Source organism: Flexilinea flocculi, from assembly GCF_001192795.1.
Lineage (GTDB): Bacteria > Chloroflexota > Anaerolineae > Anaerolineales > Anaerolineaceae > Flexilinea > Flexilinea flocculi.
Genome location: NZ_DF968181.1, coordinates 1,797,453 through 1,822,296 on the forward strand (window position 1 = coordinate 1,797,453; position 24,844 = coordinate 1,822,296).

The following is a 24,844-nucleotide window of genomic DNA, read 5'->3' on the forward strand; positions in this document are numbered from 1 at the left end:
TACAAATATCAGATATAAAAGCAAGAAACACGCAACACTGTCAGTTGCTCTGTTGTAAACGTTTAATCAAGAATATTCACATAAACATCAAAAATATATGGAGCAGAGTTCGGCATATGCTTTAATTTTTTATAAATTAGTTAAATTAGTAATATATAAATATGAAATAAGTAACTCTTTACAAATGGAATGATCGATGATAAAGTATCAATATGCTGTTAAACGTTTTACTTTTCGCTGAAGATTATTTTAAATTCACCTCGTATACACAATAATATTAAATAACGTTTAACTATTTGAAAGGGAACTTATGAGAAACGGTATACATCCATCAGCGCTGCAGAATATTCGAATAACTGACCCGTTATTTAAACATTATGTTTCTCTGGTGGCGGATCAAATACTGCCATATCAATGGATGGTATTGAACGATCAGGTTCCTGATGTGATAGCGTCTCATTGCGTAGAAAATTTTCGTGTTGCGGCAGGCAAGAAAAACGGAAAGCATCAAGGTGCGGTTTTCTGTGACACAGATGCCTACAAATGGATCGAAGCGCTTGCTTATTGTCTGGAAAATGGCAAAGCGAAAGCCTTTGAGCCGATTGCAGATGAATTAATCGCATTGATTGGACAGGCTCAACAAGCGGATGGTTATTTGAATACCTATTTTTCAATCAATCATCCTGATGAAAAATGGAGCAACCTGGCTGAAGGACATGAACTCTATTGTGCAGGGCATCTCATCGAAGCCGCAGTTGCCTATTTTCAGGCAACAGGAAAGGATCAACTGTTACAAATTGCGATCCGATTCGCTGATCTGATTTATTCTGTATTCATCGTTGGCGGAAGAGCTGGATATCCTGGTCATCAGGAAATCGAGCTGGCATTAGTCAAACTTTACCGAATCTCTGGTAATCCGAACTACCTCGCTTTGGCAAAACATTTTCTCGAGGAACGAGGGAAAAAACCAAACTATCTTCTTAAAGAATTGGAACGAACTGCTCAGAATCGTTTATTTCCCGAATTCGCAGATTACGATGAATTTTATGCACAGACATACGACGAACCAGTGAGACAAAAAACCGCGGAAGGTCATGCAGTCCGTGCCATGTATATGTTTTCTGCGATGGCTGATGTCGCAAATGAATGCAATGACGAAGCTCTCAAGGATACTTGTACGAGCCTTTGGCAAAATGTGACACAACGTCGGATGTATATTACCGGTGGAATTGGTTCGTCAGGACATCTGGAACGCTTCACAACGGATTATGACCTGCCAAATGATCGTACCTATTGCGAAAGCTGTGCATCGGTCGGGCTGATGATGTTTGGTCAGCGAATGGCGGAATTGACGAGAGATGCGCAGTATTACGAAGTGGTCGAACGAGTGCTCTGCAATACCATTCTGGCAGGTATATCCAAGGATGGTGACCGCTATTTTTATGTCAATCCGTTGGAAGTCTGGCCGGCAAACTGTCTGCCAGCGACATCAATGTCACACGTAAAACCAGTGCGTCAGCCATGGTACGAAGTAGCGTGCTGCCCGACAAATATTTCCAGAACACTCGCTTCACTGGGACAGTATATTTATGCAGAAGATGATAATTCGATTTACATCAACATGCTGATTTCTTCCACTTTTTGCATTAAAACGGCTGAAATAAAAGGCAACATTGAAATTAACGCATATCTGCTTCAAAATGGCACTGCAACCATCACGGTTGAAACCTTCGAAGCATCCGCATTCAATTTATCCATTCGGATACCAAAATATCTCGAGCAACCTGAAGTGACACTGGATGGCAATTCACTCGACGCAGAAATAAATAACGGGTATGTTGTTCTGAATATTTCAGAAGCAGGAAAACGCATCATTCAAATCAGCGGGTCCGTTGAACCGGTTTTCATCGCCGCGAATGAAAATGTGCGGGCAGATGTCGGTCGTCTGGCACTGCAATATGGTCCCTACGTTTATTGCCTGGAGCAGGTTGATAATGGGGAGAATCTTGCGGCATTATTTGTATCTGCAAATTCGGAAATCATAAAAGGACTGCCCATCGAAAATCTCCCTGGTGAATTACCCACACTCCATTTGAACGGGAAACGTTTTTCAAGCGGCGTTGGCTCCCAGCTTTACGGCAAACCGGCTTTTTCAATGTGTGACCAGAACCTGACTGCTGTTCCGTATGCGTTGTGGGGAAATCGAACACCTGGTGAGATGCTGGTTTGGATAAAAACAACATTTTAAGTTTGTAAATTGCAGCAAGTGTTTTGCTGTTTGATATAAGTAAAGAAAGGAAGATAATATGAAGACCAATAAGTTGTTTTTTGCTCTGTTAATTGCTGTTTTGCTGATAAGTGTTGCAGCCTCTATTGTCGCAGCTGCAGAGCCTGTCGAAATCACCTACTCCTACTGGGGTACGCCTGATGAAGCTGCGAGTGTTCAAGCAGTCGCTGATCGATTCAATGCCGAACATCCTGAGATCGTTGTCAAAGTGATGGCAATTCCAAATGAAGAGTATGTGACAAAATTGAATACCATGGCTACTGCGAATGAATTACCGGATTGCGGTATTATGAATGAAGCCGGCGTTTTGGATTTTGCGGAAAAAGGTCTGCTTGCAGATGTCTCCGATATGTATGCCGGAGCAGATTCCATGCCTTTGGACAGCATCACCTTCAAAAAAGACGGGAAACCGGTTGCATATTCGGCTGCGAATGAAATCCTGATTCTGTACTATAACACCGATATGTTTGATGCTGCGGGGCTGCCTTATCCTTCAGCAACTGAACCGATGACATGGGATGAATTTGTCGCTACTGCCAAGAAACTGACATTAGATAAAAATGGCAAAAACGCCGATGATCCGGAATTCGATGCTGAAAATATCGTCCAATACGGTGCAGTCGTTGACAACTGGACATGGCAGCTCGAAGTGTGGGCTCTATCTAACGGTGGCAGTTGGTTCAACGCTGATGGTACAGAAGTCACAATCAACAGTCCTGAGGCGATCGAATCCATCCAGAAGGTTGCCGACTTGTATCTCGTAGATAAAGTCATGCCCTATAATGCAGGCCTTGAGGATAATGGTATCCAACGGTCAATCGTATCTGGAACTGTTGCAATGGCAACCGGTGGAACATGGAACGTAGGCACAAGTCTGCCTGGTTCTGTAAAATACAGTGTTGCTCCATTGCCAGTTATGAAAAAAGAAGTCACCATTTGTACCGGCGGTCCGCAGGTCATTTTCAGCCAGTCAAAACATCAGGCTGAAGCAATGGAATTCATCAAATGGTATACAAAGGAAGAGAATAGTTGGGATAATCTGATCGCAACCGGTATCTGGATGCCTATCCTTGAAAAATACTATACAGATGAAGCATTGACCAAAAAATGGATCGACAACCCGAATTTCCCAAAATATGAAGATTATAAAGCAGCCGTCGTTGACTATGCAATGAACTATGCCGTCTCCACGAGCTGGTACTATACACCTCATACAAATGAATTCATCGAATACTTACGCTCGATTCTCGGTCCAGTCTGGGATGGAACACAGACAGCAGAAGAAGCGATCAATGGCGGTTATGATTATCTGAGCAGCATCCTTGCCGGTGAATAAAACCCGCTGATATACTTTACCAATCAATTATTGCGGTATCCGCACAGAGTGTGCGGATACCGCCCAGTTCTAAGAGGAAATATGGAAATAGATGTACGCAAAAAAAAAGCTGATCACAGGCTGTTGGATGGAGAACGAAAAACTGCCTACCTATGTCTGATTCCATCCTGTATCGGCTTGATTTTTTTGACTTATGTGCCTTTGATCACGGTTTTAATACTTAGTTTTTTCAATTGGAAAGGAGTCGGTACACTCCAATGGGTCGGACTAACTAATTACGTACGCCTTTTTACGAAAGACCCCTATTTCATTGATGCGATTAAAGTAACCGTCTATTTTTCCGTCCTCGCGGTTTTCGGCAGTATTCTTTATTCTTTTGCAATTGCGCTTTTATTAAACCAAAAAATCCCCGCGCGCGGCTTCTTTCGAGCGATTTTTTATCTGCCATATGTATTGCCAGCAATGGCGGTTTACCTTGGATGGAGCTGGCTGTATGAATCCAACTGGGGACTGTTTAATTATATCTTGAGCTTCTTAGGGATTGGGAAAGTCAAATTTATCGGATCTCCCACCTGGGTGGTTCCCTCTCTGGCTTTGATTGCCGTTTGGCTCTCAGGCAACTTGATTGTCATTTTTCTCGCTGGTTTGCAGAATGTTCCCCGTGTCTATCATGAAGCGGCTGAAATGGACGGTGCAAGCGGTTGGCAGCGTTTTCGATATATCACAATTCCTTGTATGACCCCGATCATTTTTTATAACCTTCTTATGTCTTTAATCACGAATATGCAAGTCGTCACACCGGCTTTGGCGCTGACGCAGGGCGGTCCGGGTAATTCTTCCCGTTTTATTTCCTATGTGATGTACACATACGCATTTAAGGATGCCAAGCTCAGTTATGCCTGTGCGATCAGTTTTATCTTTTTCCTGATTATCGCTGTATTTACGATTATCCTTTTTGTCACAAGCGGAAGATGGGTTTTCTATCAGGGAGGAAATGACTAATGGCGAAAAAAACTGCATTCCAAAGCCGGATGAAACATGAAAAAACGCTAAATACACTTGCGTTGATCGCTGTAATCCTGGCGTCCCTCCTGGTTATGCTTCCGATCTGGTGGATCTTCCGTTCAAGTTTAATGACGAATGCTCAGCTTTTTGCGTGGCCACCTTCCTTTTTTCCAAAAGATTGGCTGTTTTCAAATTACACAAAAGCGCTGAAATACTTTCCATTTTTACAGTATCTAAAGAATACAATGACAATCATCATACCATCAGTGCTTGGAGGAACGATTACAGCAACGATGGGTGGTTATGCCTTTGCCCGTCTACGCTTCCGCGGAAAGAAGTTCCTCTTCAGCCTGTGCGTTGGGTCCATGCTGCTGCCGAATATGGTGACATTGATCCCCCTCTATATTATGTGGACAAAGGGCTTCCACTTGGCGAATACGTATTGGCCGTTAATCCTGCCTTATTTCTGTGGTGGCGGCGCTTTCAATATTTTCCTGATTCGCCAGTTTATCTCGACAATCCCGAGAGAATTGGATGAGGCAGCAACAATCGATGGCGCCGGTTATTTTCGGATTTTGACAAATATCATCGTTCCCTCAATAAAACCTGCAATCATTGTGGTTGCACTGCTTCTTTTTATTCAAATCTGGAATGACTTGCTGCAGCAGATTATTTACATCAACACAGGAGACAAATTCACAATTGCGATCGGATTAAGCCAATTCAAAGGCTCTCTGAAACAGGAATGGGCGTACATCATGTGTGCGACCTGCATGTCTTTTGCGCCGGGGATCATTTTCTATCTTATCGGACAGAAGTATTTTGTGGAAGGTATTGTCTTGACTGGTATGAAGAATTAGCAGACGCGTATGGGATTCTTAGAAATCATTTCCAGACAGCATAATTTAAAGGAAGGTGCAGGAAAGCCGTATCCTGTAGAGGGTGCAGCTTTCTTTTTTGCTCTGATTCGGACTCATTTCTGGGTATTTATCAAACTCAACCTGTTGTTCACGGTTTTTTGTATCCCGATTATTACAATTCCTTCTGCAATTGCCGGAATTAATCGTGTTCTGATCCTCCTCATTCGGAACGGTCATTGCTTTCTCTGGTCAGATTTTTGGGAAGAATTTCGACGGAGTTTTTTCCGATCCCTGAAAATCGGATTGGTCATGACAATTGGCCTTGGCATCTCGTATTATCTATTAAATTTTGGCATTGAAAACCTTCAAAGTTTTTCCGGATTACTGGGCTTGGTACTTGGCTTTTGGGGAACGGCTTTCTTTTGTCTGTTCAGCGCATGGACTTTCGTTTTAACAGCGATGCTTGATCTGAATATCGGAGCATTGCTCAAAAACGCACGGATCTTGATGTTGCTGGAATGGAGGCAGAATCTGGTGGTTATGATAGTGTTTGTAGTGGCATTCTGCTTTATTCTGGCTGTATTCCCGTTTTCTCTCCCGATTTATTTTTTGCTGTTGGTATCTTTTGCGCAATACATCATCTGTTATTTTCTGAATGGACCCGTACAGAAACATATCATCAAACCATTCGAAGAAAAACAAAAAGCAGGTTAATCAGGCTGAATTCAGTAACTTGAAATATAAAAAAATTTTTTTGTTGTTCTATTGGTTTTGCGCGAAGCGCAAAACCAATAGAACAACTAAGTTTATTTCTTAACCGAAAAGTCAACCCATATTTTAGAATTGTCAGAAATGTGGAAAAACCAATCTGAATTCAGGCACCTGGATTGACCATAACGCAAGTTATCCCGATGGAACCCGCACATTTGCTGTCATCACGGTTGGTGAAAAGGACACATCAGCCGTATGTACTTATAATACAGATGGTTCCGTCAGCGATATCTCTGTGAGCATCAGTAAAGAATTGAACTGAAAACGCTTTCCTTTATATCGGTGTTAGGAAAATTGGAGGCAATTTCTTCTTGCCATTGTTTCAGACGTGGGGGGTGAGGAAAAACTAATACAAAGCGCATCATTGATTTCAAAGACACCAATCATTTGATCGGGCAATATCAATGGTGTTTTGCACATATGAACTTTCAAAAATCGCAGATAGCAGAGCCTCCTGCGATTTTCCCACGTATTTGAAGCGCGATGAATCAAGAATATTTGCCGCACATATTATTACTTAGATAATTTTTCCGAACAACCATCTGAAATTTCTGCCAATCAACCCCAATAAAAAGAGAAACACCAACTGTCGTTTTTCGTCAGTTTCTCCCAAAAAAGTACGTTTAAATATAAAATTGAGTTGTATTCATTTTTTTGAACTTGAGATGTTAGTATGTGTTCGAGCACAATCCTGAATATTATCAATATTTTTCGGAAATTTATAATATTTTGTGTACGGGCACGGGTTGACAAACCAGCCTAAACAAGCTATGATAAAAACAAAGGAAAGCAGAGAGAACCATGGCAACGATCAAACAAATAGCCAATCTCGCCGGTGTATCGCGCGGTACGGTTGACCGGGTTTTGAACAACCGTGGTCTGGTAAATCCTGAGACGGAAGCAAAGATTCGGGAAATCGCTGCATTATTACAATATACTCCCAATAAAATCGGAAAAACGCTTTCCATTATCAAAAAAAATATTAAATTTGGTTTTATTATTTTTAGCAGTACCACCAGTAATCCCTATTTTGAAGATGTTGTCACAGGAATTGATGCCAAATCAAAAGAACTGGAAGAATTTGGCGTTACGGTTGAGAAACGCTTTTCTGATTTTGATAATATTGAACCGCAATTGAACTCCATTGATGAGCTTATCGCACAAGGGATAAACGGTTTGGCATTAACTCCCGTCAACAACCCCAGAATATCCGAGAAACTGTTATCACTGCACCATATGGGAATTCCCGTTGTTGCGGTGAACAGCGACATTGATCATTCAGGACGCATCGCGTATGTCGGCAGCAATCACACGCAAAGCGGCGAAACTGCCGGTGGATTGATGCGATTAATGAAAAATGGACATGGTAACATTGGCGTAGTCCTTGGGTCCAAAGACATCCGTGGACATTATGAACGAATTCAGGGTTTTGCAGATATTCTTGAAAAATATGCTCCGGATATGCGGATTATTGAAGTACAAGAAAATCACGATGATGATATCGAAAGTTTTTATGTCACAAAGGAAATGCTGGCTCATCATCCGGAGATAGATGGTCTCTATATCGCTTCAGCTGGCGTCTACGGAGCATGCCGAGCAGTCATGCAGTTAGGACTTGAAAAAAAATTGACAATCATCAGCTCCGATTCGGTTCCAATGACAGTTAAGCTGATTCGCGATGGCGTAATTGATGCGTCAATTTGCCAGCAGCCGTTTACACAAGGTTCAAAACCACTTCAAATACTGTTTGACTACATCATTTCCCAAAAAAAGCCGGAAACGGATATCTTTTTCACTGATATCGAAATTAAAATTCGTGAGAATCTATAGATCCAACGACTTCCCCGATCAAACCGCTTGAACGCAATCAGTCATACGAGTTTCATATTTTACAATGGTATCTTGCGTCAAATTTCCATCTCTTTTCAATATACCGTTGATTTTTCCTTCATGCATCACGATGGCGCGATCTGCCATCGACAAGACTTCGGCCATTTCGGATGAAACACAAATTACAGAAACACCCTCATGCGCTAATCGATCAATAATTCTATAGATTTCTTGCTTGGTCCCGACATCAATGCCATTTGTTGGTTCATCCAAAATCAGAATTCTGGGAGAACACATCAGACAACGCCCTAAAACTGCTTTCTGTTGATTACCACCAGATAGATTCCTGATTAATTGTTGAACAGAAGGGGTTTTTATGCGTAAGGCGTCAACCTGTTTTTTGATCTCTACACGCAATTGCCTGATGTTCAAAACTCCAGCTTTAGAAAATTTCTTCAATGCACTGATTTGAATGTTGTCGGCAACTGAAAGGTTGGCAAAAATCCCCTGAATTTTTCGCCCTTCTGGAACAAGTGAGATTCCAAGTTCCATCATTTCCTTAGTCCCATGAGCGTGAACTTCCTTCCCTTCAAAGAAAATCTTTCCGGAAGACATCTTTCTGCCGCCGAAGATCGTCTCAATCAATTCACTGCGTCCTGCACCAACCAATCCGGTGATGAACAACACTTCGGAGGGATAAAGCTCAAAACTGGCATTTTTTATTAAATCGCCATAGCAAAGATTTTCAACCTTCAGAATTGGTTCTGCTTCATAATTGGCACAACAGGTATGAACCTGACTGTCTGAATATTCACGCCCAACCATAAGCGATAATACTTCGTTGACTTCAATATCTTTCCGCAATGCGGATGCAACCGAACTGCCATCTCGTAAGACGGTGATTCGATCGGATATACGAAAGACTTCTTCCATCCGATGAGAGATAAAGAGGATAGAAACTCCCTGTGTCCGAAGATCTTTCATAATATCAAGCAGCACTTCAGTCTCAACTGCCGTCAAACAGGAAGTAGGCTCATCCATTATCAACAGCTTCGCTTGTAAGGTCAAAGCTTTGGCAATCTCAACCATCTGTTGTTGAGATATGCTTAATTCATTCACCATTTTCGTTGCAAAAGAGGCATCCAACCGTACACGTTTTAGTTGTTCAATCGCATTGTTTTTTAATTGTCGATAATCGATCATTCCTGAACGTGTTTTCGGCAAATTCCCCATGTAAATATTTTCCATCACACTCAAATGCTGTGCCAACGACAATTCTTGATGGATCATAACGATACCAATGTCGCGAGGTTCTTTCACATTGCGAAAATGGACTATCTTCCCATTCCAAAAAACGTCCCCCGAAGTCTGACGATAGACTCCTGACAGAATATTCATCAGCGTCGATTTCCCTGCGCCATTTTCACCAACAATGGCATGGATTTCCCCTGGATAGACTTCGAAATTTACATTGCTGAGCGCATGAACTCCCGAAAAATTTTTGGATAAGTTACTAACTTTGATTAATAAATCAGCCATTTGTCCTCCAAGGTTTCTGAGGACGGTTTGAGAGATACCGTCCTCAGATCAAGTTCCGGTTGTCTATTACCGGATAAATCACAAACATTCTGAAAAAGTGTTTGTTGTTTTTCTGTATTTACCGAATCAATCAGTGATTATTTACTGAGTTTTATTTTGCTTCACCGTAGTATTCAACAACATTCTCTGGATTTACGACAACATTTGGTGTCGCAACATGATCATCATAGGTAGTTCCATTGACAATATTGTTGTAAAGCATCATAATGCTGTTCCACGCCTGTCCTTCAGGATCCTGAGAGACGGCAGCAATCATTTCGCCAGAATAGACGTATTCCAGATTTTCCGGTGTGTGATCAAACCCAACGACACCAACTTTTCCAGTCAATCCCATCTCTTTAATCGCCTGGCATGCTCCGAAAGGACCACCTGCAGTAACGTAAACGCATTTGAGATCCGGATAAGCAGTCAGGAAATCCATCGTCTGGTTATAGGCAGTTGTTGCTGAGTCATTATTTTCCACAACGCCGACAATTTCGATGTCCGGATCATTTTCTTTCAAGTAATCCAATGCACCGTTCATACGATCTTCATGCTGTACAGCGCCGAACGTTCCCGTAATAACAGCCATCTGTCCTTTGCCGCCTGTGAATGCTTCAATTGCCTCACCGGCCGTTTTACCAGCTGATTTTGCATTTTGACCGATGCTGGTCATGCGTTTGCTTGGTACATTGCCTTCTGCGACAAATGTAACAACCTGGATCCCTGCATCAACTGCTTTGTTGATTACCGTTTCGACACCGTCAAAAACAGAAATTACAGCGATACCATCATATTTCATCGAGATTGCATTTTCAATTGCGGCGATAATATTTTCACTGGTCATATCACCCATGGAAATCCAATCCACAGTGGCGTTTTTGTCAGCCAGATAATCTGAAACTGCATTAAAGCCATTCTTGATCTGATTGAAGAATGGATTCGTATCAAAAGCCAGCATGACGAGGCGAACCGGTTCATCAGAAACCTTTTCAGCCGTGATCGATGCATAAAAAGGAAGCTCTTCCTCAGCAAAGCAGGAGCTGAACATGCTGGCTGCCAATAACAAAACCGTCAATAATAATACAATACTTTTTTTCATCTTATCCTCTTTCATTTATATATAAAAGATTTGTCAGATCAGCGTTCAGCCCGTTTTTGCTTCAGACTGTCAGCCAAAACTGCCAAAATAACCACAAATCCGAGAACAATAATTTGCCAGTAAGCAGAGATGCGTAGTAAAACAAACGCGTTCTTCAGAACGCCCATGATTGCCGCACCGATCAAAACGCCAATGATCGTACCTTCTCCGCCTGCCATGCTGGTACCACCAATCACAACCGCTGCAATCGCATTCAACTCAAAACCCGCACCTGCAGCTGCTTCCGCGCTATGCAGGTTGCCGGATTGAATAATGCCGCACAAACCGCATAATGCGCCGCAAATCGCAAAAACCGTAATTCGCACACGATCAACAGCAATACCTGCCAGCTTTGCCGATCGGATATTACTGCCTGAGGCAAAAACGTTTCGGCCAAATTGTGTATATTGCATTACCCAGGCAAAAAATATACCGACGCTTATCATAATCAGCGCACTGACCGGCCAGGAACCAAGATATCCTGCCCCAAGTACAGAGATGCTGCTTTTATAAGAAATTGCATTTCCACCAGTGATCAACAATGCACTGCCACGACATATATTCTGGACACCTAAAGTAGCAATAAAGGCGCTGATTCCAACTTTTGTGACCAGGAATCCGGAAAAACAGCCGATTAGAGCTCCAATCAGCATCACTAACGGCAGGATCAGAAAAGCTGGAACAGCTGCATTGGCTAAAACAGCTGTAAAAACTCCGCATAATCCAAAAAGATAACCGACTGAAAGATCGATATTTCCTGTAATAATGACGAGTGCTTCAGCAACTGCCAGAATGCCGTATATCGAAATCTGCCGTAACACGTTGAAAAAATTACCCGCTGTAAAGAAATAGGGACTTTTTAATCCGACAAACAAAGACATGACGAACAATACTAAAAAAGCCGAAACAGCTTTATTCGATAAAATGTTTTTAGCAGTCTGTTTCAAGTTGGATCCTCCATGTTTGCTTTTTATTTCGAGAAAGACAATTCGCTGTCAATTTTACTCTCGTCAATTTTCCAAAATTATGCAATACGCTTCTTACAGACGTTTTCCTTTGATTGGGTTGAAAATATTGTCAGAAAAAAATATGTGCTCGTGCACATTCTTAGAATTACTTTACCTGATACATGCCTATTTGTCAATAGTGACAATTGAATAATAAGCCAGGACATTTGTAATAATCTGATCCATTTTGTCTTATCTCATTCATCATTGATCGTTTGACATTCATTGATAATTCGTGTACACTTAGCGCGATTATATTGTGTGCTCGTGCCCATTGACGAGTACTGAAACATCATTTGATCTTTCCTTCATTTGAAAGGGCAATAAGACGATGAAACAGATTTTGTGCTATGGCGATTCGAATACGTATGGGTATGACAGCAGAGAATACCCTGCTACAGGAAAATCTGGACGCTTCGATGAGAGCGTACGATGGACATGTTTGCTCCAAAAAGATCTTGGAGATTCAGCTCATGTTTATGAAGCCGGGATGGGTGGAAGAACAACCGTTTTTGAAGATCCTCTTGAATACGGAAGAAATGGCTATACATTCTTGGATGTCGCCTTCAAATCAAACGAACCGCTGGATCTGATCATCGTGATGTTGGGGACAAATGATATCAAGGATCAGTTCGCTGCCTCAGCTGGTGTGATTGCTAGCGGCATGGAACGTTTAATCATCCGTCTGAAAGAATTGATTTCCGAATCTCATAATCCTGCAGCCAGGATTTTACTGGTTTCTCCTGTAAATGTGACGAAAACTGCTCAAGGTGGTTTTTATTACGATTTTTCAGAGGAATCCATTTCGAAAGGCTTAAAATTAGGCATGCTGTATCAGGAAATCGCAATAAAGCATGACTGCGCGTTTGCAGATGCTAATCAATGGCTCGTTCCGGATGAGTCAGACGGAACGCATTTCAATCCGGAAGGACATCGCATCTTTGCTGAAAAAATTTCAGTTATCGTTCGTCAACTGTTGAATTTATAAGGGATTTGTTCAATAAATTTATATCAAATTAAGCAATCAAGAAAAGCGGTTTTTTTTATCTTTTTTGTTTTTACCAATTTTCGTTATAAATATTCAAGAATAATTACATTGGCGGCAGGTTTCCTTTATTACTACCGCCATATTAATTTCCAGTAAGATCAACACTAATTAAGAAATTATTGAATCGAAATAATTTTAATTGAAATATACAAGCTTCTCTGAAATATAGAAAATTATTTTCGAATAGATTGTCTTTTATACTGTCATGAACTTGACGCCCAGTTCATTCAGCTGATCCGCAATGGAAGCATCGATCTCCTTGCCGGTGATCAGCAAATCAATCTGATCAAAACCGCAGGTATTGACAAACGCGATCTTCTCAAACTTGGAATGATCGCAGAGCAGGATGATGTCATGCGCCGCTTTGAGCATCTTCTTATTCGTCTGAATCTCTTCGGTTGAAAAATTCATCAGCCCCACATTAAAGTCAACGGCATCGACGCTGAAAAACACCTTATCTGCATGAATTTGTGTAATCATCGTTTCTGTAAAATATCCGTTGAGCGAGTAATGATTTCTGCGAAGCGCTCCACCCAAAACCATCAAAGATACATTTTTAAGCGCCGAAAGCTCCATCGCGGTCATCAAATCATTTGTGGCGATATATAAAGGATCGATATCATCCAGCAATTTTGACAATTCAAACACAGTCGTCCCGCCGCCAAGGATCAGCGTTTCATTTGGCTGAATCAAATCATGGGCAGCTTTGGCAATACGTTGTTTTTCCTCCAGAAACAGGTCCTGTCGGATGGAAAAAGGCGGTTCATAGGAGGTTGATTGTTTTGAGAAAACCGCACCGCCGCGAACGCGCTGGAGTGAGTTTTGGGTTTCCAACTCGTTGATATCCCGCCGAATCGTTGAACGGGACGTTTTCAACTTTTCCGAAAGTTTATCGATCGAAACAACTCCATTTTTCTTTAATTCCGCTGTAATGACTTCAAGACGTTCGACTTTTAGCATAAGAACCGTTCTCTCCTGAACAAATGGCGATATATGTTTCCTGAATTCAATTTTCTAAATTATAAAAGCATTTTACAGAAATTATTGATTCTTCATTGTTTCGATCAACAATTCGAAATATAAATTGACTTTTCGAATAATGAAAAAACAATGGATTCTATTCATGCTTCAAATTCCTTCAATTTGATAAATGAGCAGCCTGATCTGTTTTTAAATTGTGAATATTTTCGGTTGCAAAAAAAATATACAATGTAATTCCATTTCAATCCGAAAAATTTTGAAAATTTATCTGTTGAACATCCTTTGTTGCGATAACGTCAATTCCCGTGCCACAGATATTTTCACGGATAAGATCGCCAATTCTGACTGGTGCATGGACTTCCACTGACTTAAGTTCTTCCATACAACGAAAAACCTCGGATTTAGGAATTCCCTTTCTGGTTTTTACAGATACTTGCGGCTGCATGCCACCGATAACCCTCACTGTGGTTGTAACCATTCGTTCCGGATGATTGACCTCATTCGCAGCAAAGTTCAAGCCTCGATTACATGTATATCCAGAAATCGATTGAATTCCTCCGCTTCCCACCGCAACTTCAATTTGACAGCCGAACGGACAACAAATACAGGTAATATATCGAATCTCCATGTTTTAGTGTTAGCCTTTTTCTATCTTGATAGTAATTGACTTTAAATCAGGAAATTGATTTATTTGCTCTTTCCGAAGCTTAATCAGTTCCATTTCACCTGGTGTGACAATCGGTTTTTTTCTGCGCAGTATACATTGATCGTTAAAAAATACACTGATAAAAGCATTTTGATACACCTCTCCTACACGGAATCGTACGGTCAGGTCTTCATCCTTCCGATCCGGATTCAGGATCTGCGGCACTGTGTATCGCACTCCGTCAGATCCGAAAAGTCGTACCGTTCTTTCTTTGTTTGAAAGGCCATTTCTCCGGATATAGCAAGCCGCATTTTTACCGGCTGATGCAGCCTCCTGTGAGACAAAATCAACGAGATCATGCACATGCAATACATTTCCGCAAGCGAATATGCCTTCTGCCTCTGTTTCAAAATCATTATTAACAACAGGTCCGCATGTCGATGGATCCAATGGGATCCCGGCTTCATCACTAATTTCATTTTCCGGAATCAACCCTACTGAAAGCAGCAGCGTATCACATTCATAGAATTCTTCTGTATCTGGAATCGGTTTGTTCCTGTCATCCATTCGTGCCAATGTAACACCAGTCAGGCGTTTATCCCCATGAATTTTTACTACAGAAGTTCGGAATTTCAATGGAATTCCAAAATCATCAAGGCATTGGACAATATTTCGTTTTAGACCGCTGGAATAGGGCATCAGTTCAGCTACAACTTTGACCTTTGCACCTTCCAACGTCATTCTCCGAGCCATAATCAGACCAATATCACCGGAACCGAGGATCACAACATTGTGCCCCGGCATATATCCATCGATGTTAATGATGCGTTGCGCAGTTCCGGCAGAGAAAATTCCAGCGGGACGACTGCCGGGAATATTCAGCGCACCGCGCGGGCGTTCTCTGCATCCCATTGCGAGTATGATAGTTTTGGATTGCAAGATCTGCAACCCTTTATCCGCATTGATTGCCGTTACTTTTTTTTCTCTGTCGATACGAATGACCGTTGTGTTCAATTGATAATCAATATTCAGCGCACAAATTTTTTCAGCATATCGAGCTGCATACTCCGGTCCAGTCAGCTCTTCATGGAAAGTAAGCAAACCAAAACCGTTATGGATGCATTGATTGAGTATCCCACCCAGCGAAGATCCGCGCTCCAAAATCAGAACATCCTCACAACCGTTTTCTCTGGCAGAAATAGCAGCCGCCATGCCGGCAGGTCCTCCGCCAATCACGATCAGATCATAAGTCTTCATTGTGAGTTCCTCTTTGCCTGATTTCCGTTTTTTGGGAAAAATATGTTCGATCCTTCGCCACTTTGTGTAACCTCCGTCAGATCGATGCTGAGTTCTTCAGCTAATATTTTTGCCACAACCGGGCTGCAGAAACCTCCTTGACAGCGCCCCATTCCTGCACGTGTGCGCATTTTTACCGCATTTACATTTGTAGCACCTAACGGCGAATGAATGGCAGCCTTGATCTCCGCTTTGGTGACCATTTCGCAGCGGCACACAATGTCTCCATATTCTTTGTTCTCCATTACAGCCTGTCTGCGTTCCTCGTCGTTCATATCCCGAAAAGGTTTTACATGGTCTCGTGTTGGAATAAATACATCTGTTTTTTCGAAATGATATTTTTCAGCCGCATCCTGAACAATTTTTTTTGCAATCGCCGGAGCAGCTGTTAATCCAGGGGATTCAATTCCGGCCATGTTGAAAAATCCTGCCACATCTTCAGACTCCCCAATAATAAAGTCATCGGTCGTTGAATGCGGGCGTAATCCGCCAAAAGCATTAATGATCCTATTATGGGGAAATTTCGGGATTTTTTCGCTGATCGGCAGATGTCGCCAGTTTTTCTCAAAGTATGATGTAATTTCATCCAAACCGATTGCAGTGGTAGCTGTATCATCCTTGTCAGTCACATCATGAGCATCGCATCCAAGAATAATGGTCTTATCAACAGAAGGCATTATTCCCATCCCCTTGGTGTGCCCGCCGCTCGGTAGATTGACAGGCGTCTGAGAGATTGTAGCTCGCACATACGGAGCAAGTTTTTTGTCTAATAGGATATGTTCCCCTTTACGCGGCAGGATGGTAATTTTATTCGAGCTGACCATATTATTAATTTCATCCGCGTGGGTTCCTGCGCAATTGAAAAGAAAACGAGTCTGAAAAACTGTTTTATTGGTTGTTACGAAAAATCCGGTTGCGTTTTTTTGAATACACATTACCTTGTTATTCAGGAAAAAATCAACATGATTGCGAAGAGCCTGTTCACATAACGCAATTACTAGCGTATAAGGACATACGATACCGCCGGTCGGAGCATACAATCCGCCAATTACATCCGGACCAAAATAATGCTCGATTCGCAACAAGCCGTCGCGATCCAATACTTCAACGCCTGGAACGTGATTCTTATCAGCATTATGTTTTAACCGACGGACTTCTTCCATATCGGCTTCATTGATTGCGAATAGAATTGTTCCATTGCGAATAAAAGGTACTTTCAGATCAGAACATAATTGATCAAACATTGCGTTACCCATCACGTTATAGAGAGCTTTCTGGGTTCCATAAGCTGCATCATGTCCCGAATGAACGGTAGCGGAATTACCGCGGCTGGTTCCAGAACAGATATCGCTTCCTTTTTCGATAACGGCTATGCGCAATTTATAGGCTGCCAGCTCGTAAGCCAGTGATGCGCCGCTGATTCCTGATCCAATTATGATTGCATCATACATGAATTCCTCTTTCTTGCGAACGCGTTTTCTTTGGGTTTTGTATAAACTCAATCTGTACACCATTTTTCCCGATTCAATGAAATTATATGGTACAAATTGGAATATTTTGAACTATACTTGAAATCTTCTCATCAGGCAACCCCCCAATTCAATCTTTTATTTGAAATATCAACTTGCTGTTCGATTTAATCAGGAAAAACTTGATGTTGAGATGTTTTTAAATTCACGAAAAAACATCTTAACATCAAAGGAATTCTCCACAAATTTTTAATCGCTGCAATTTAATGAAATATGTTCCAATCTGGTATTTATAAATATTCGAAATCATTTTATAAATGCGATCAAACTCTTATTATCTTCTTTTGCAAAGTAGAAAACGATACAAAATTTCTCGTATTCGCCGAATGGTTTAACGGTATGTCGAATTAATTTTTTCTACTGCTCGAACTGGTATGAAATGATTGACCAGTAATTTAAACATAGACTTGCTATTCGAATAAAGCATAAAAACTGAACAACAATAAAGAAACATCCCCATATTCAGAATTCGTGAGGATTGAAACGCAAATATCTGTTGGATGCATTTCCCAAAAAGAAACTACGGATATGTATTGAATTCTGCTTGCTTTTGAATGACATATGACCTGTTTTGGAATAATTTGGCGCGATTCCTACGCTTTTAGCATTGACAATCAATTCATTCTCTGATATTTTTTAAAAAGGATCATAAAGCCAATTCCAAAAAAAAATTGGGACTAATTTAATAAAGGAGAAAAAGGATATGAAGAAATTGTATTTTGTTATTCTATGTTTGCTGGCTTTCGGAATGATCTTCGGAAGCGCCATTGCAGCTGATGAAGACACTATCTACTTCGGAGTTAATTATGAGCTCACAGGCGCCAATCCGATTATTGGCGAATCGGCCATTAAAGGCGTCGATATGGCTGTAAATGAGATTAATGAAGCTGGCGGACTTGTTGTCAACGGGAAATCTTACAAATTTGCTTATAAAGCTTTGGATAACGGTTTCAACACCGATGAATCCGCTCTGAACGCTCAGGAGTTTGCAGATGATGAATCCATCGTTGCCAGCATCGGTCCGAATGACTCGGATATGTGTATGGCAACACAGGCCATCGCCTGCGGTGACGGTCTGCCGATGATTTCACCATGGTCCACATTGGTTGAACTGACAAGTTGTGAGTATTACTTCCGCGCATGCTTTACGGACACCTTCCAGGGAGCCATTCTTGCAAATTATGCATATAACTATGAAAATGCTCGCACTGCAGCGGTTCTGTATGACATGTCAAATCCATACAATGAAGGTGTTGCCACTCGTTTTTCTGAAGTCTTCAAAGAATTAGGCGGCGAAGTCGTTGAAAGCCAGACGTATAATGGCAAAACTGGGGAAGAAGATTTTACATCCCAACTCACAAAGATCACCGGAAAAAACCCTGATATTCTTCTCATGCCGAACTTCTATGAAGAAATTGTCAGTCAGGCAACACAAGCGCGTGATATGGGTTACAAAGGAAAATTCCTTGGATCCGACACCTGGGTTGATACCTCACTGCTTGAATGGGATACGGAAGGCTTACTTGAAGGTTCAGCGGTTGTCGGCCATTACCATAAAGATATTGCATCCGATGTCGCTTTAAAATTTATTGATAATTATCATAAGATTTATGGCGAAACCGGCGATCCGAATGATATCGTTGCGCTCAACTATGATGCTGTCTACCTTCTCAAGACTGCAATTGAAAATGGTCAGTCTTTCGAGCGGAAAGCAATTCGCGACTCACTGGCAAACATTGAGGTTTATGAAGGTGTTACCGGAACCATGACTTTCAATAATGGAAACGGAGATCCGACAAAATCAGCAGTGATCATGAAAATTGTTGATGGCAAGTTCCAATATGTTGATTCAGTGACTCCATAATTGATCACAATCATCTGAAATACCAGGATGACAGGGTGTCGGCAATGTTACTTGCTAGACACCCTGAGTTGTATATCATTCCACTTTGAGCAATTCAAAATTTAGAGACTATCTTTGTAATTATAAAGAGAAAATTTGATGTTATGTGATCTTTTTCAATACATGCAAACATAACATAGCAAAAAATAATCTCATCATTTTTCATTTCACTGATAAGACTTATGGTTCATTTCTCATTATCAGAATGTAAATTAAGGAGACTGCTTTGCTACTACAACAATTTATTAATTTTTTACAGTTAGGCAGTATTTACGCATTAGCAGCAATTTCTTTTTCCATGGTTTACGGCATTGCAGGTCTGGTAAATTTCGCGCATGGCAGTGTTTTTACAATTGCGATGTATCTACTCTTCTATGCCAGTACGCTCTTATTCAAAATTACAAGCGCTACCTGGGGAGTATTCGTACTTTCTCTTATGATAGCAAGTCTGGGTACATCCATTGTTGCAATCTTGATGGAAAGAATTGCTTACAAACCCTTACGAAATGCACCTCCGATTTCAGTCGTTGTCTCTTCAGTCGGTGTTGGGATGCTGCTGGAATATTTGGCGCTCAATTTAGCTGGATCGAAAGCAAAACGAATGCCCAATCTGATTCCGGATATAACGATTGATATTGCCGGAACAACAATACCGCTTTTTAAAATCATGATTATTGTGATTGCTTTTATTGCAATGATTATTCTTAGTCTACTGGTTCGTAAAACACAGCTGGGTGTTGCCATGCGTGCAGTTTCTCAGGATAAAACTGCCGCTGCGTTTATGGGTATCGATAGTAACAGAGTAATTACCTATTCCTTTATTTTTGGAGCAGTTCTGGCAACAATTGCAGCAGGATTATACGGAAGTGCATACTCAATTTTTGCGTACAACGTAGGTGATACCATCAACTGGTGGTCATTCATCGCAGCCGTTCTGGGTGGTATCGGCAGTATTGAAGGCGCCGTATTAGGCGGATTCATTCTTGGCGGGATCAACGTCATAGCTCCGATGGTGCTGCCAGTTTCCAGTTACAAAGATATCGTGGCATTCGGAGTATTAATATTTGTTCTTTTAATCAAACCTACCGGTCTGCTTGGAAAAAATGCAGCCGAAAAAGTATAGGAAACGTTCATATGATAACCAAAAGAAAGAATCATTTGTTGGGCGACGTTATTCCTGTCATCATCATTGCTGCAATTTTAATCGTCCTCAAAGAATTTAAACTAATTTCAACCTCAAGATTACTAATTCTTCAATACATCGGATTGTATTCGATTTTTGTGCTGGGAATCAACATGGTTAATGGCTATCTGGGAATTTTTTCGCTAGCGCATGCCGGATTTATGGCATCCGGCGCTTATGCGGCAGCGATCAGCAGTAAATACTTCTTCAAAGAATCTTGGATGTTTCCTCTGATACTGTTATTTGGTGGCTTAATCGCCATGTTGATTGGACTTATTATGTCAATCCCATCCTTTAAGGCTAAAGGTGACTATCTGGCGATCATTACATTAGGTTTTTCATTAATAGTACAAAGTTTTCTGCAAAACTGGCGATTTGTCGGTGCATCCAAAGGCATCAATAACGTGGCAAAGTTCACAAATATCTATTGGGTGTATGGCTGCCTTTTATTTGCTATCATCATTGTCCGGAAATTCATCAATTCCAAATATGGCAGAAGCTTGAAAGCGATCCGCGAGGATCAGGTAGCTTCTGAATTAGTCTCAGTCGATGTGAAACGTGCGAAAACGATAGCATTCGCTGTTTCAGCATTTCTGATCGGAATCTCAGGCGCTTTGCTGGTGCATTTGCTGGGTTATACAAGTCCGTCGGCATATGGATACACCAATATTGTGGACGGATTGGTAATGGTCTATCTGGGCGGGATGGGTTCGATTACCGGTTCCATCGTAGGTGCAACGTTATGGCAAATTCTCATTCAAACGCTGAAAAATCTGGGTACCTGGCGCTGGGTTGTTGGCGGCGGGCTGCTCTGTGTGATCATGATTTTCCTGACCAACGGAATTTTTGGAAACAAAGAATTATCCGATGCAATCCATGCAATTCGGAAATATTTCAGTCGTTCAAAAACAAATAAGACTATTTCGGAGGAAACAACAAAATGAATAACGAAGCAATCGTTTCCTTTAAAAATGTCTGTATGTATTTTGGCGGAGTGAAAGCGATCGATGATATCAGTTTTGATGTGGATGAAGGTCAGGTTTTTGGAATTATCGGGCCTAACGGCGCCGGAAAAACGACAATTTTCAATGTTTTATCCGGTATCTATAAACCGACTTCTGGAGATATCTATTTTCACAATCGCCGCATTAATAATCTGCCGCCAAATTATATTACCGGTAACGGCATCACCAGAACCTTTCAGAATATTCGATTATTTGAGAATCAGACCGTATTGGATAACCTGAAAATCGCTCACTATAGTCATATTCATTATGGCATTATGGATGTTATTTTTACTTCTAATCGTTTCAAAAAAGAAGAAGAACGGATTGAAGAAGAAAGTTTAGCAATTTTGGATTTTATGAACCTCACCGCCTATGCGGAACAGAAAGCAGGGGCTTTGCCCTATGGTGCGCAACGACGAATTGAGATCGCACGTGCACTGAGCTGCAAACCGGAAGTTCTTCTTTTGGATGAACCGGCAGCCGGAATGAATCCCGTTGAAATCGACGAATTAAATCAATTAATCCTCAAAATCCGTAATCAATTCAATTTGACGGTTCTGGTTGTAGAACATCAGATGCGTTTGGTGATGGAAATATGCAATGAAATATTGGTGACAAATTTCGGACGAAAATTAGCGATTGGCAAACCGAATGATATAAAAAATAATCCTGAGGTACTGGAAGCATATTTAGGAAAGGTTAAATCAAATGAGTGATCGAGAAAACCGTCAAAATCCTCTGCTGCATGTATCGGATTTAGTTGTCTCATACGGAAAAATCGCTGCGATTAAAGGTATTTCTTTTGATGTCTACAAGGGAGAAATTGTTGCGATGCTGGGAGCAAACGGCGCTGGCAAGACAACAACCTTGAATGCCTTGACCAGCGTAATTTCTGTAAAAAATGGTGAAATAGTATTTAAAGGAAAAAACATCAAAGGAATGCCGACACATAAAATCACAATAATGGGCATGATTCACGTTCCGGAAGGACGGCGAATTTTCCCTTCTTTGACAGTCGGGGAGAATCTGCGAGCAGCAGCATATCTCTATGAGAAAAAAGATAAAGCCCTGTTTGAAAATCGTCGCGACTATGTAATGAATTTATTCCCTCGCCTTCGTGAACGTGTTACACAGCTGGGAGGAACGCTTTCCGGCGGAGAACAACAGATGCTGGCAATTGGACGTGCTTTGATCACCGGTGGAGATATTGTTTTAATGGATGAACCATCGATGGGAATGGCTCCAAATCTGGTTATGGAGATATTCGAAACCATCAAGAAGATTGCTGAAAATGGACAAACGATCATGTTGGTCGAACAAAATGCCATGATGGCGATGGAAATCGCTCATTATTGTTACGTCCTCGAAACCGGTAACGTTACCTATGATGGAACGCCGCAAATGATGAAAGCCAATAAGAACATCGTAGAAGCATATTTGGGATCATAATCAAAGCTGGTTCAATGAAAACGAATTTTGATCGCTGGGATTGATTTGAATCGACCAATTGTCTGTCATTTTTCTGATTTTTTTTCATATTCAGCGAGACTCAATACATTGCAATGTGAAATAAGTATTCAGCAAAATTTTAAAAGGAGCTTTTATGACTGATGTAATTGTAACTTCAAAGGACGATGCAAGAATTTGGATGGAAGACCAGGAGGTCTGCCGCGAATATTACAAAACAGACAAAATCACTTTTGGCATGTCTGAATTGCAACCTGGAGCCGTTGGTGCCATCGATCCGGGACATGCTGAAGCACATGAGGTATTCTTCTGCGTTCAGGGGGAGGTCCTATGTTATGTCTCCCAGGATAACAAATACTACCATCTGAAAGAGGGAGATGCCATGCTCGTCCCACAGGGAAAAGATCATAAGCTATTCAATATCGGTGATGTCAAAGCCATCTTGACCTGGTCATGTGCCCCGCACCAATAGTTCAAAATCTCAATAGCGCGTTGTTCATCTGATTTATTGAACATTCATAACTCTCAGTGGGCAAAACCGCAGACATAATCATAATGATCTTTTTTCTATTTTGTGTTGTTTTTTCGCTGAGCGAAAAAACAACACAACCATAAATCTTCTCTCTTTATTGAAGACGTATTTCCTTTCGAATTTATGGCATTTTCCCAAAACATTCATCCGGTTTTATTTCATCATGATGCTTCCAGCGATTCGAAATTATATTTTTCCTCTCTTCCATTTCAAAGAACATCCATTTCGAATAGCTGTAACGCTTCAAAAAATCAAAAGTTATGAGTACCTATGTGTCATTTTGAAAAAAAATCGCACGAAAAACCATTAATTTGAAATATGAGAAGAACAACAAATTTCCTTTCGTGATTCGAAAAGTCAATCCAGATTTTGAATTGTTGACGAATAACCTTGACAAAAATGCGTTAAAAAAGATAATATTTGATAATAAATGAAAATTTATCAGATCATTTCTTTTCAAATTTGATCATTATCGAACGGGTCGTTTTTTTATTTTTTGTAGAAAGTAAATCGTAACCAGGTCTCATCATTCGGTTTTCATATACGAATATATATATGGAAATAATCTTCCAAAATAAAAAATATTAAGGAGAATGTCATGCAATCCAAAATCATTATTATGCTTACACATAATGATCAAACAGTGAAAGATGCGCTGCAAGTTTTTGAACAATGCAAAGATTTACCAATCGATTTTTGGGGATTCAAAGATGTGGGTCTTCCAAGAGAGGAAATGAAAACATTAATCGATGCCATGAAAGCGGCTGGAAAGACTACATTTCTTGAAATCGTTACGTATTCAGAACAAGAATGCATGAATGGAGCTAAGCTTGCTGTCGAATTAGGTTTTGATTATCTGATGGGAACACTATTCTTTGACAATGTTTATAATTATCTCAAGACACAAAAAATCAAATACTTACCGTTCTGCGGTACTGTTTCAGGTAGTCCCAGTATTCTGGAAGGAAGCTTTGATGATATCATCGCCGACGCTCAGCAGATGATTGATAAAGGGGTTGACGGTATCGATCTGCTGGCTTTCCGCCACAAACATGGCGCTGAACTTGCCCGCGAATATTGTTCCCGTGTAAAAGCGCCTGTTGTAATTGCAGGCAGTATTAATAATTATGAACGCATTGAATTTATAAATGAAATTAATCCATGGGCGTTTACAATGGGTTCAGCACTCTTTACGGCGAATTTTGTTCCCCATGCCGATTTTCGGACTAATTTGATCGCTGTAATCGAGTATATGAATCAAATTGATAAATCCTGAACGTAATCAACAAAAATGGGCGATGTCCTTTTCAAAAAGCAATTTTATATTCCTCCAAATGCTTTTTCCAACGTCGCCCTTTTTTATACATCAACAACACAAATATCCATCCAACTGCAGAGAATGACAAATATTTCTCTTAATAAGGATTTTTTTATACA

At 40.9% G+C, this 24,844-nt stretch carries 21 protein-coding genes; 14 read left to right on the forward strand and 7 right to left on the reverse strand.

All coding sequences use genetic code 11. The features are described from left to right. Positions 1-310 precede the first annotated feature (310 nt). The 6 genes from ATC1_RS12410 (at position 311) to ATC1_RS12435 (ending at position 8,089) form a co-directional block, all read left to right on the forward strand. Entirely contained in the window at positions 311-2,248 is a 1,938-nt protein-coding gene (locus ATC1_RS12410; RefSeq protein WP_062282718.1) for a glycoside hydrolase family 127 protein, read from the forward strand. Between the two features lie 58 nt (positions 2,249-2,306). Then, positions 2,307-3,623 (forward strand): ABC transporter substrate-binding protein, encoded by a 1,317-nt coding sequence (locus tag ATC1_RS12415; protein WP_062282722.1) that lies wholly within the window; start codon positions 2,307-2,309, stop codon positions 3,621-3,623. Between the two features lie 81 nt (positions 3,624-3,704). After that, positions 3,705-4,625 (forward strand): carbohydrate ABC transporter permease, encoded by a 921-nt coding sequence (locus tag ATC1_RS12420; RefSeq protein ID WP_062282726.1) that lies wholly within the window; start codon positions 3,705-3,707, stop codon positions 4,623-4,625. Beyond that, on the forward strand, positions 4,625-5,488 hold the full coding sequence (locus ATC1_RS12425; RefSeq protein ID WP_062282729.1) for a carbohydrate ABC transporter permease: 864 nt from the start codon (positions 4,625-4,627) through the stop codon (positions 5,486-5,488). The genes ATC1_RS12420 and ATC1_RS12425 overlap by 1 nt, the downstream gene beginning before the upstream one ends. 9 nt (positions 5,489-5,497) lie before the next feature. Beyond that, complete coding sequence (locus tag ATC1_RS12430; RefSeq protein ID WP_062282732.1) at positions 5,498-6,202, forward strand: YesL family protein; 705 nt, start codon at positions 5,498-5,500, stop codon at positions 6,200-6,202. An 858-nt stretch (positions 6,203-7,060) separates the two neighbouring features. Then, complete coding sequence (locus tag ATC1_RS12435; RefSeq protein WP_062282735.1) at positions 7,061-8,089, forward strand: LacI family DNA-binding transcriptional regulator; 1,029 nt, start codon at positions 7,061-7,063, stop codon at positions 8,087-8,089. 18 nt (positions 8,090-8,107) lie between these two features. Here the strand turns inward: ATC1_RS12435 and ATC1_RS12440 are convergent, their stop codons facing one another. From ATC1_RS12440 to ATC1_RS12450, 3 genes are all read right to left on the reverse strand, one after another. Continuing rightward, entirely contained in the window at positions 8,108-9,628 is a 1,521-nt protein-coding gene (locus ATC1_RS12440; RefSeq protein WP_062282738.1) for a sugar ABC transporter ATP-binding protein, read from the reverse strand. Positions 9,629-9,779: 151 nt separating this feature from the next. Further along, positions 9,780-10,769 (reverse strand): sugar ABC transporter substrate-binding protein, encoded by a 990-nt coding sequence (locus ATC1_RS12445; protein WP_062282741.1) that lies wholly within the window; start codon positions 10,767-10,769, stop codon positions 9,780-9,782. 38 nt (positions 10,770-10,807) lie between these two features. Next, entirely contained in the window at positions 10,808-11,755 is a 948-nt protein-coding gene (locus tag ATC1_RS12450; protein WP_062282743.1) for an ABC transporter permease, read from the reverse strand. Positions 11,756-12,146: 391 nt separating this feature from the next. Here ATC1_RS12450 and ATC1_RS12455 point away from each other — a divergent pair, with 391 nt between their 5' ends. Beyond that, positions 12,147-12,803, forward strand: a complete 657-nt coding sequence (locus tag ATC1_RS12455; protein WP_062282748.1) for a GDSL-type esterase/lipase family protein — start codon at positions 12,147-12,149, stop codon at positions 12,801-12,803. A 255-nt stretch (positions 12,804-13,058) separates the two neighbouring features. On the opposite strand, the gene ATC1_RS12460 is transcribed toward ATC1_RS12455, so the two are convergent. The 4 genes from ATC1_RS12460 to ATC1_RS12475 all read right to left on the reverse strand — a co-directional run bounded on the left by ATC1_RS12460 (position 13,059) and on the right by ATC1_RS12475 (position 17,237). After that, positions 13,059-13,823: a DeoR/GlpR family DNA-binding transcription regulator gene (locus ATC1_RS12460; protein WP_062282752.1), complete on the reverse strand. Its 765-nt coding sequence runs from the start codon at positions 13,821-13,823 to the stop codon at positions 13,059-13,061. A gap of 262 nt (positions 13,824-14,085) precedes the next feature. Beyond that, the gene (locus ATC1_RS12465) at positions 14,086-14,472 is read right to left on the reverse strand and encodes a DUF1667 domain-containing protein (protein ID WP_062282755.1); all 387 of its coding nucleotides are present in this window, start codon (positions 14,470-14,472) and stop codon (positions 14,086-14,088) included. Positions 14,473-14,481: 9 nt separating this feature from the next. Beyond that, a complete protein-coding gene (locus tag ATC1_RS12470; protein WP_062282758.1) occupies positions 14,482-15,747 on the reverse strand; it encodes an NAD(P)/FAD-dependent oxidoreductase in 1,266 nt (421 codons plus the stop codon). Beyond that, entirely contained in the window at positions 15,744-17,237 is a 1,494-nt protein-coding gene (locus tag ATC1_RS12475; RefSeq protein ID WP_062282761.1) for an NAD(P)/FAD-dependent oxidoreductase, read from the reverse strand. Before ATC1_RS12475 ends, ATC1_RS12470 begins: the two co-directional genes overlap by 4 nt. Before the next feature lie 781 nt (positions 17,238-18,018). On the opposite strand from ATC1_RS12475, the gene ATC1_RS12480 reads away from it, so the two are divergent. The 7 genes from ATC1_RS12480 (at position 18,019) to ATC1_RS12515 (ending at position 24,683) form a co-directional block, all read left to right on the forward strand. Next, complete coding sequence (locus ATC1_RS12480; RefSeq protein WP_062282764.1) at positions 18,019-19,179, forward strand: ABC transporter substrate-binding protein; 1,161 nt, start codon at positions 18,019-18,021, stop codon at positions 19,177-19,179. Between the two features lie 265 nt (positions 19,180-19,444). Continuing rightward, positions 19,445-20,341, forward strand: a complete 897-nt coding sequence (locus ATC1_RS12485; protein WP_062282767.1) for a branched-chain amino acid ABC transporter permease — start codon at positions 19,445-19,447, stop codon at positions 20,339-20,341. Between the two features lie 11 nt (positions 20,342-20,352). Further along, the gene (locus ATC1_RS12490; RefSeq protein ID WP_062282770.1) at positions 20,353-21,345 is read left to right on the forward strand and encodes a branched-chain amino acid ABC transporter permease; all 993 of its coding nucleotides are present in this window, start codon (positions 20,353-20,355) and stop codon (positions 21,343-21,345) included. Further along, positions 21,342-22,124 (forward strand): ABC transporter ATP-binding protein, encoded by a 783-nt coding sequence (locus tag ATC1_RS12495; protein ID WP_062282773.1) that lies wholly within the window; start codon positions 21,342-21,344, stop codon positions 22,122-22,124. The genes ATC1_RS12490 and ATC1_RS12495 overlap by 4 nt, the downstream gene beginning before the upstream one ends. Beyond that, a complete protein-coding gene (locus ATC1_RS12500; protein WP_062282777.1) occupies positions 22,117-22,857 on the forward strand; it encodes an ABC transporter ATP-binding protein in 741 nt (246 codons plus the stop codon). Before ATC1_RS12495 ends, ATC1_RS12500 begins: the two co-directional genes overlap by 8 nt. A gap of 154 nt (positions 22,858-23,011) precedes the next feature. Then, a complete protein-coding gene (locus tag ATC1_RS12505) occupies positions 23,012-23,347 on the forward strand; it encodes a cupin domain-containing protein (RefSeq protein WP_062282781.1) in 336 nt (111 codons plus the stop codon). Positions 23,348-24,005: 658 nt separating this feature from the next. Beyond that, positions 24,006-24,683, forward strand: coding sequence for a hypothetical protein (locus ATC1_RS12515; protein ID WP_062282788.1), 678 nt, complete (start codon positions 24,006-24,008; stop codon positions 24,681-24,683). Positions 24,684-24,844 lie beyond the last annotated feature (161 nt).

What these genes read in the sequence shown, in the direction of transcription:
- ATC1_RS12410 (WP_062282718.1), top strand. Translation starts at nt 311, where the DNA reads ATGAGAAACGGTATACATCCATCAGCGCTGCAGAATATTCGAATAACT.
- ATC1_RS12415 (WP_062282722.1), top strand. Translation starts at nt 2,307, where the DNA reads ATGAAGACCAATAAGTTGTTTTTTGCTCTGTTAATTGCTGTTTTGCTG.
- ATC1_RS12420 (WP_062282726.1), top strand. Translation starts at nt 3,705, where the DNA reads ATGGAAATAGATGTACGCAAAAAAAAAGCTGATCACAGGCTGTTGGAT.
- ATC1_RS12425 (WP_062282729.1), top strand. Translation starts at nt 4,625, where the DNA reads ATGGCGAAAAAAACTGCATTCCAAAGCCGGATGAAACATGAAAAAACG.
- ATC1_RS12430 (WP_062282732.1), top strand. Translation starts at nt 5,498, where the DNA reads ATGGGATTCTTAGAAATCATTTCCAGACAGCATAATTTAAAGGAAGGT.
- ATC1_RS12435 (WP_062282735.1), top strand. Translation starts at nt 7,061, where the DNA reads ATGGCAACGATCAAACAAATAGCCAATCTCGCCGGTGTATCGCGCGGT.
- ATC1_RS12440 (WP_062282738.1), bottom strand. Translation starts at nt 9,628, where the DNA reads ATGGCTGATTTATTAATCAAAGTTAGTAACTTATCCAAAAATTTTTCG.
- ATC1_RS12445 (WP_062282741.1), bottom strand. Translation starts at nt 10,769, where the DNA reads ATGAAAAAAAGTATTGTATTATTATTGACGGTTTTGTTATTGGCAGCC.
- ATC1_RS12455 (WP_062282748.1), top strand. Translation starts at nt 12,147, where the DNA reads ATGAAACAGATTTTGTGCTATGGCGATTCGAATACGTATGGGTATGAC.
- ATC1_RS12460 (WP_062282752.1), bottom strand. Translation starts at nt 13,823, where the DNA reads ATGCTAAAAGTCGAACGTCTTGAAGTCATTACAGCGGAATTAAAGAAA.
- ATC1_RS12465 (WP_062282755.1), bottom strand. Translation starts at nt 14,472, where the DNA reads ATGGAGATTCGATATATTACCTGTATTTGTTGTCCGTTCGGCTGTCAA.
- ATC1_RS12470 (WP_062282758.1), bottom strand. Translation starts at nt 15,747, where the DNA reads ATGAAGACTTATGATCTGATCGTGATTGGCGGAGGACCTGCCGGCATG.
- ATC1_RS12475 (WP_062282761.1), bottom strand. Translation starts at nt 17,237, where the DNA reads ATGTATGATGCAATCATAATTGGATCAGGAATCAGCGGCGCATCACTG.
- ATC1_RS12480 (WP_062282764.1), top strand. Translation starts at nt 18,019, where the DNA reads ATGAAGAAATTGTATTTTGTTATTCTATGTTTGCTGGCTTTCGGAATG.
- ATC1_RS12490 (WP_062282770.1), top strand. Translation starts at nt 20,353, where the DNA reads ATGATAACCAAAAGAAAGAATCATTTGTTGGGCGACGTTATTCCTGTC.
- ATC1_RS12495 (WP_062282773.1), top strand. Translation starts at nt 21,342, where the DNA reads ATGAATAACGAAGCAATCGTTTCCTTTAAAAATGTCTGTATGTATTTT.
- ATC1_RS12500 (WP_062282777.1), top strand. Translation starts at nt 22,117, where the DNA reads ATGAGTGATCGAGAAAACCGTCAAAATCCTCTGCTGCATGTATCGGAT.
- ATC1_RS12505 (WP_062282781.1), top strand. Translation starts at nt 23,012, where the DNA reads ATGACTGATGTAATTGTAACTTCAAAGGACGATGCAAGAATTTGGATG.
- ATC1_RS12515 (WP_062282788.1), top strand. Translation starts at nt 24,006, where the DNA reads ATGCAATCCAAAATCATTATTATGCTTACACATAATGATCAAACAGTG.